This window comes from Methylobacterium sp. yr668 (assembly GCF_900116245.1).
GTDB lineage: Bacteria > Pseudomonadota > Alphaproteobacteria > Rhizobiales > Beijerinckiaceae > Methylobacterium.
This window is the reverse complement of sequence record NZ_FOZY01000074.1, coordinates 1-6,316: the sequence shown is the minus strand read 5'-3', so window position 1 is coordinate 6,316 and position 6,316 is coordinate 1. Positions and strand designations below refer to the sequence as shown.

Sequence of the window (6,316 nt, the reverse complement as noted above, 5' to 3'; positions counted from 1 at the left end):
GGCGAGATCCAGCGGGGCATCAACACGTCGGTGATGCTGACCGAGGAGGCGGTCAAGCGCGCGGCGGCAGGCAAGACGCGCTCGGACACGACGCAGCGCACGATCGAGGAGATCACCGCGCGGGTGGAGGAGAACGTGCAGACGTTCCAGCAGATCGTGGCCTCGACCAACCAGCAGCAGCTGGGCATCGAGCAGGTGATGGGGGCGCTGCAGAACATCCGCCAGGCCAGCCAGCAGACCGCGGCCGGCACGCGGCAGGTCGAGGCCGCCTCCGCCAACCTCACCGAGCTCGCCCAGGCCCTCATGGCCCTGGCCGAACGATACCGGAACTGATCCGCCGCTCCGACCGTCCTCCTACGGCTACGGCCCGATCGTTCGGACCGCGCTCTCCTTGTCCGGCTGGTCCGGATCGGCGGAGGCCGGAGACTTTCAGCCGCGATGCGCCGGCCGGTGCGGCGCCTGTCGCCGGGACGCGGTCGCGGCGCGCGCGCGGGCCGCCCGGACGCGCACGATGTCGGCCATCCCGACCGGCCGCGGCGGTGCCTCTCCGGTGAACGGCATCCGGCTGTGGACATCGCCGTAATAGTCCGACCCGCCCATCCCGAAGCCGCCAGCGACGACGGGTCCGTCGAGGAGCGGCTCTCCGGCCGACGCTCCGGTGGCGACGAGGACGAGGAGTGGGACGGCGAGGAGGAGGCGCATGATCACATGCGTACACCGTCCTGCGTCAGCTTCGCGGCGGCGGCGGTCACGATGGCGTGCGCGCTGCCGGGCCGCGGCGCTGCCCTCAGGTGTCCGGGTCGACGCCGCGATAGCGCGTCGGATGCGTGCGCGCCTTCTGCCAGCCGGTCCGCCCCTGCGCGAAGCCGACCTCCAGGAAGTGAACGAGCGGGTTGACGCCGGCCACGCGAACATCCGGGTTCGCGTCGAGATACCCGTCGGTGCTGAAATGCCCGCTCGGGTCACGGCCCTCGCGCCAGCCGAGATCGAGGTAGTGTCGCGCCGGACCGTGGGGATACTGGCACGTGTCGGCGTACCAGCTCCTGTAATACGCCTCATCGAAGCCCGGGAGCGGGCTCTCCAGATAATGATCGAGACCGTACCGGTCACGGATCAGGCCGGCGACGCGCGCGGCGACGGCCGCGTAATCCCGCAGATGCGTCCCTTCGACGAAGGCCTCGTCCTCGGCGAGACCGAAGCGCGCTCCGCGCAGCGCCGCGAACGGGTCGAAGAACGAGACCCCCCGGCGTGCGCAGACGGCGCGGAGGAGATCGGAATAGACCTCGACCGCGGCGGGATCGCGCTCGGCAACCCTCGAGGCGGGCGTCGGCGGCAGCGCCGAGACCAGCGTGTCGAGGGCGAAGGCCTGGAAGCGGTCGACGATGCGATCCGCGTGGTCGGAGAAATCGGCCGTCGCCGATCGCCCGAGCGCCGACGGCGAGCGGATGTCGTTGGTCCCGACGAACAGGACCGCCAGGAAGGCCGGCAGGGGCGCACGCAGCAGGTCGAGGGCCCGGCGGTACGAGCGGGCCGTCGCGCCCGCGAGCCCGGCATTCAGCACGGGACGGGAAACGACCGGCCGCGGCATGTGAGCCGCGTGCGAGTCGCCGGCGAGCACGACGCAGCCGCTCGGCGCAGCGTCGAAGACGGCCTGGATATGGCCGATCTTGTGACGGCGGAGGGCGCCGCTGCGGAGCGCCCTCACGGCCTCTGACAAACCCATACGAATCTTGAACACCGCCCCCGCGCCCCGCACCGTAGGAGGCTCAGTTTTCCCAAGTCCAGTCCCCCCCGAGCGCGAATCCGATTTTCAGCGCCGCCGGTGTTGCCGGGCGACAGTGCCAGGAATGCCGCCCGGATCAGGAATGCTGGCCGGTGGCGGAACCAGATTCGCCGGTGCGCTGTTGTGGAGCCCTCCGCGATGGTGCAATGGAGCCGCCCCTGCGGGCGCCGTTGACCGCCACGAATCCCTCTCGTGCTCTCGTCCTCGATCGATCAGATGGTCCGCGGCTACTTATCGTTCACGCCCTTCAAGTTGAGAGACCTTCATCCGGCACCGGTGGCGCGGCGACATGTCTTTTTCATTCACGGATTTGACGCCCGCAGCGGCATCCGCTTCCCCGCCTTCTTCAAGCGGGAGCTTCACCGTCACGCGACCCGGTTCGGGGCGATGCCGCGCGCGGTCTCGGAGATCCGGACCGATCCGGATGGTCTGACCCGGAGCTGGACGGTCGACGCGCCCGCCGACGGCGACGGTGCGGCGGTCCGCTGCGAGACCCTGATCTGGAGCGATATCGTCCATGCGGATCTCGCGCGTCCCGTGTCGCGCAAGCTGGCTCTGCTGGCGCGGAGCGTCGCGGCGGGGCTCGCACAGGGGTTGGTCTTCAAAACGTCCCGGTTCGGATGGCCCTACACGGTGCTGACCGCCTTCCCGTTCTTCGTCGCCTTCGTGGCCCCGGCGCTCCTGATCGCGCTCGGCACCGCGATCTACGCTGCCGTCAGCCCGGCGGCGCCGACGGAAACGGTCGGCGTGGCGCTGCTTCTCGCGGCCGCGGCGCTCGCGCTCCTCTACGGCGCCAAGAAGGCGCTCGGGCGCCTGTTCTTCTGGCACATCCTGAGCATCCGGATCTTCTTCTGGCAGCACGCGACCGGTCGGCGACCGGATTACGCGGACCGGGTCGCGGCCTTCCGGGACCGTGTCCTGGCCGAACTGGCCCACTGGCGCGCGAATCCCGCGGACGCGCCCGACGAGGTCATGATCGTCGGCCATTCCCTCGGCGCAGCCATGGCGGTCGAGGTCGCCGCGCAGGTCCTCGCGCGCCTCGGGACCGACGATCGAGGGCATCCGCGCCTGTCGCTCGTCACGCTCGGCTCGGGGCTGCCCTTCGTGGCGCTCCAGCACGAGGCCCGCGCGCTGCGCGACGACATCGCGACCCTCGTCTTCAGCGACCGCATCGTCTGGTGCGACTACCAGGCCCCCCAGGATTGGCTCAACTGCTACGGCTTCAATCCGATCTTCGATCTCGGATTCGGAAGACCCGCCTTCCTGGCCTGCAACCCGCTCATCCGTTCCGCCGGGGTCAAGGACAGGATACCCGAGGACGACTACAAGCGCCTGCGCCTCAAGCCTTTCCACATGCACTTCCAGTTCCTGAAAGCCAATTTCAGGCCGGGGGAGTACGATTTCTTCGAGATGATCCTCGGGCGGCAATCGCTGCTCGACCGCGCCCTGCGGCCGGTTTGCCGCCGCGCGGTCCCGCCCGTGCAGGGCGCGTGATCGCGTCCGCGGGAGACGCGTCGGGACACGATCGGAGCCGCCGGTCCGAGCCGCCGGATATCAGACGGCCACATTCCGGTCGTCAGCACGCCGCCGGAATGTCTCGGCATCTCGGAGTCAGGAGCGGACCGGTGGGAGCGATGGGAATGAGGATGCTGCCGGTTCTCGTTGCGCGGAAGGGCGCTCTCGTCGGGATGCTCCTGGCGGTGCTCGCCGTCCCGGTCGCGGGCGAGGCCGGCTGGAAGGGGCCGGAGGCGCAACCGCTGTTCGTCAACGAGGCCAATCCGGCCGGCTACAACTACGCGCCGAGCGTCATCACCGAGAACGGGACCACCGACATCTGGTGGTGCGGTCAGGGCAAGACGGACGTCATCTTCCATCGCTCCTACACGCCGCAGACCGGCTTCTCGCCGGCGCGGATCGTGTTCCAGCCGACGCCCAACTCCTGGAACCGGCAGTACGTCTGTGATCCCAGCGTGATCCGGGGCCGCTTCGTCAACCCGGCGGACGGGCAGACCTACGCCTACGCGATGTACTATTCGGGCGCCGACAACCTGCCCGGAAACAACAACCAGACCGGCCTCGCCTTCTCGAACGACAAGGTGACGTGGGTCGACTACCCGGAACCGGTCATCAAGCCGATCAACCCGGTCGTCGCGCAGGGCAATTACGGCACCGGCCAGCCGGCGACCTTCTCGGACGGTCGGTCCGGCCTGTTCGTCTTCACCACGGATCTCACCGGGCCGCAGGGCGTGCCGGGCTTCGGGGACATCTACGTCCGGCACACGGCCGACGGCGTGCATTTCGGGGCGCCGGCGCGAGTCCCCAACGCCACGACCGACGGCTCGACCATCAACCCGAACTCGGATTTCGCCTACGATCCCAAGACCGGCGAGGTCTACGTCATCACCGGGTTGCCGGGCCGCGTGTGCCAGCAAGTGGCCTGCAAGGATCCGGGACGCAATCCCGACCGGGAAACCTACCAGATGGGGCTGTTCAGGATGCCCCTGAAGGCTGTGCTGAGCGGGGCGCCGGCGGCGTGGACACCCCTGGGCTACCTGAACTCCGACGTCACGGGCTTCTACCTGAACCACAGTCCCGGCTTCCAGCGCGACGGGGCTGGGTTCCTGACGCCGTTCCTGCCGGACATCACGGTCTTCTTCTCAGGGGGTGACCCCTATCCCGGCACGTGGCGGATCGCCGAGGCGCGGCGGCTGAAGGGCGCCGACCGCCTTCCCCTGCGGCGCGCCTTCGGGCCCGGCGGCCACTGGGTGACGACCGGCTATATCGGGCCGGGCTACACGATCGAGCGCAGCCTCGGTACCGTGTTGACGCTCCCGGCGCCCGGGACCGCGATGCTGATGAGCTGCGCGGCAGGACAGGACCACTTCCTCAGCCGCGACCCGCGATGCGAGGGCCAGACACCGCTCGGGCAGACCGGCTACGTCTACGAGGCGCAGAGGCCGGGGAGCCACCCGATCTACCGTTGCATCGCCGGAGGCCGCGATCATTTCGTGTCGACAGTCCCGGACTGTGAGGGTCACGTGTCCGAAGGGATGCTCGGCTACGCGCTGGACTGAGAATCCGTCCCGCGGCGCGAGGCGGCCGGATCGCCTGATCCGCCCGCGCCGGACGGGATGGACTCCCGCCGCTTCAAGTCTCCGATGACCTCCTGGTCGGGACGCCCCTGATCGATGCCGTCCGGGACTGGCTTGCGCGGGACTGTCAGGAATTCCGTGTGCGGGCGGCGGATTGAACATCAGGCCGCCATGGCCCGGGTGAAGCGCTCGCCGAAGATGACGGCGAACTGCGCCTTGGCCATGACCCACTCGCGCGGGCCCATCTTCCACGCCTTCTCGGAGCGGTTCAAGACTAGGTAGAGCAGCTTCAGCGCGGCCTCGTCGGTCGGGAAGTGCCCGCGGGCGCGCACAGCTCGGCGCAGCGTGGCGTTCAGGGCCTCGATGGCATTCGTCGTGTACAGGATCCGGCGCACCTCGCCGGGGAAGGCGTAGAACGGGATCACCTCGCCCCAGGCCCGTCGCCAGCTCTGGGCGATGGCCGGGTAGCGCCGGCCCCACTCGCTCGCCTCGAAGGCCGCCAGCGCCGCCTCGCCGGCTGCGGCATCGAGCGCGCGGTAGATGTCCTTCAGCGCCGCCGCCACGGCCTTGCGGTCCTTGTAGGAGACGAAGTCGAGGCTGTAGCGCAGCAGGTGGACGATGCAGGTCTGGACCAGCGCCTCGGGGAAGACCGCCCGGATCGCGTCGGGGAAGCCCTTCAGGCCGTCGACCACGGCCAGCAGCACGTCCTCGACGCCGCGGTTCCTCAGCTCGTTCATGACCCGCAACCAGAACTTGGCGCCCTCGTTCTGCTCCAGCCACAGGCCGAGGATCTCCTTGGATCCGTCGGCGCGCACGCCCAGCGCGATGTGCACGGCCTTGTTGCGGACCACGCCCTCGTCGCGCACCTTGATCCGCAGGGCGTCGAAGAACACGATCGGGTAGACCGGCTCCAGCGGCCGGGCCTGCCAGGCGGCGACCTCCTCCAGCACCGCGTCGGTCACCGCACTGATCAAGTCGGGTGAGACCTCGATGCCGTAGAGCTCGCGCAGGTGCCCAACGATCTCCCGGGTGCTCATGCCGCGGGCGTACAGCGACACGATCTTGTCGTCGAAGCCGGGAAAGCGGCGCTGATAGCGGGCGATCAGCTGCGGATCGAATGTCGCCTGCCGGTCGCGCGGGATCGAAAGCTCGATCCGGCCTGTCTCGGTCGTGACCGTCTTGCGGCCGTAGCCGTTGCGCGTATTGCCAGCATCCTCGCCCGCCAGATGGTGATCCATCTCGGCGTTGAGCGCCCGCTCGGCCAGGGCCTTCTTCAGCTCGTGCAGCAGGCCATCGGCCTCGAACGCCGTCTTCGGATCGGCCCCGGCCAGGAGCTGATCCAGGAGCGCGTCAGGGATACGGGGTGCTTTGCGTCGTGCCATCGGGAACCTCCATCGGATCCACTATGGCCGCCCGCACACGAAATTCCCGACAGTCCCGC

General features: G+C 69.2%; 5 protein-coding genes and 1 pseudogene. 3 read left to right on the top strand and 3 right to left on the bottom strand.

Annotated elements, in window-relative coordinates:
- Window positions 1-333 (top strand): annotated as a pseudogene (locus tag BM419_RS31125) (hypothetical protein); the annotation flags it as partial.
- Between the two features lie 96 nt (window positions 334-429).
- Here the strand turns inward: BM419_RS31125 and BM419_RS31120 are convergent.
- Together BM419_RS31120 and BM419_RS31115 are read right to left on the bottom strand one after the other, a co-directional pair.
- Window positions 430-702, bottom strand: coding sequence for a hypothetical protein (locus BM419_RS31120; protein WP_175556429.1), 273 nt, complete (start codon window positions 700-702; stop codon window positions 430-432).
- 85 nt (window positions 703-787) lie between these two features.
- Window positions 788-1,705 carry an SGNH/GDSL hydrolase family protein gene (locus BM419_RS31115; RefSeq protein WP_091928723.1) on the bottom strand — a complete coding sequence of 306 codons (918 nt, stop codon included), beginning with the start codon at window positions 1,703-1,705 and terminating at the stop codon, window positions 788-790.
- Between the two features lie 465 nt (window positions 1,706-2,170).
- Here BM419_RS31115 and BM419_RS31110 point away from each other — a divergent pair, with 465 nt between their 5' ends.
- The gene (locus BM419_RS31110) at window positions 2,171-3,277 is read left to right on the top strand and encodes a lipase family protein (RefSeq protein ID WP_244540938.1); all 1,107 of its coding nucleotides are present in this window, start codon (window positions 2,171-2,173) and stop codon (window positions 3,275-3,277) included.
- A 146-nt stretch (window positions 3,278-3,423) separates the two neighbouring features.
- Entirely contained in the window at window positions 3,424-4,857 is a 1,434-nt protein-coding gene (locus BM419_RS31105; RefSeq protein ID WP_244540937.1) for a hypothetical protein, read from the top strand.
- A gap of 179 nt (window positions 4,858-5,036) precedes the next feature.
- Here the strand turns inward: BM419_RS31105 and BM419_RS31100 are convergent, their stop codons facing one another.
- Window positions 5,037-6,257 carry an IS256 family transposase gene (locus BM419_RS31100; protein ID WP_091928509.1) on the bottom strand — a complete coding sequence of 407 codons (1,221 nt, stop codon included), beginning with the start codon at window positions 6,255-6,257 and terminating at the stop codon, window positions 5,037-5,039.
- Window positions 6,258-6,316 lie beyond the last annotated feature (59 nt).